Raw genomic sequence first — 742 nt, forward strand, 5'->3', positions numbered from 1 at the left:
TATTTCGACGCCATCCCCGAAGCAAACCCGAAGAAGAACTATTTCTACAACATCAGCATTGATGATCCTTATTCCGACGTGTCGCTGTGGCAGCTGCCAAACATGGCGGTATATGTGCCGAACGAGAAGAAGGACTATATCACCAATGGCTATCTCGACCAGTCGGCTGACTTCCAATACAAACGTTCAGCAGATGCCACGGCTACTGCAGGACAGCTTCGCTACGACCTGACGCAAACCGACAAGGGCTACCACATGATTTGTCTGCCAGGAGTGGTGGAACGAAACGATTTGCCAGATGGCGCAAAGGTGATGATAATAGGAAAGATACAGACGGTTGGCGCACAGGAACAGGTGAACGTGGTGATGGTTGACACCATACCGGCCGGAGTGCCTTGCATGCTCTATGTTCCAACGACAACAGTGACAACAGGAACAACAATACCTCTCGTCATGCGCAGCGGCATAGTATCTACGCCTACAGTCAATGCGACTTACAGCGATTTCAAGGGATCGTTCTCCAAGAATACTAATGTTCCTGTAGGAGCTTGCACAACGGCAATATATAGTGGAGACAACAACACCTTGCCTTGCTTTGTCAGAAATACGGAGACAACAACAGCCGAGCCCTTCACCGCATGGCTCGAAGGAGCAACAGGCGACGTGCAGATAGTTGACTATATATTGCTCGACGAGGAGAACGCGGCGATGACCGTGACGCTCTGTGAATATAACGCCAAGA

At 50.1% G+C, this 742-nt stretch carries 1 protein-coding gene; it reads left to right on the plus strand.

The features are described from left to right. Nucleotides 1-742 (plus strand): hypothetical protein (locus CIK98_RS17995; RefSeq protein ID WP_172409835.1); only part of this gene is annotated, 742 nt, incomplete at both ends.

The sequence above is a fragment of the Prevotella sp. P2-180 genome (assembly GCF_002251435.1).
In the GTDB taxonomy this organism is placed as follows: Bacteria; Bacteroidota; Bacteroidia; order Bacteroidales; family Bacteroidaceae; genus Prevotella.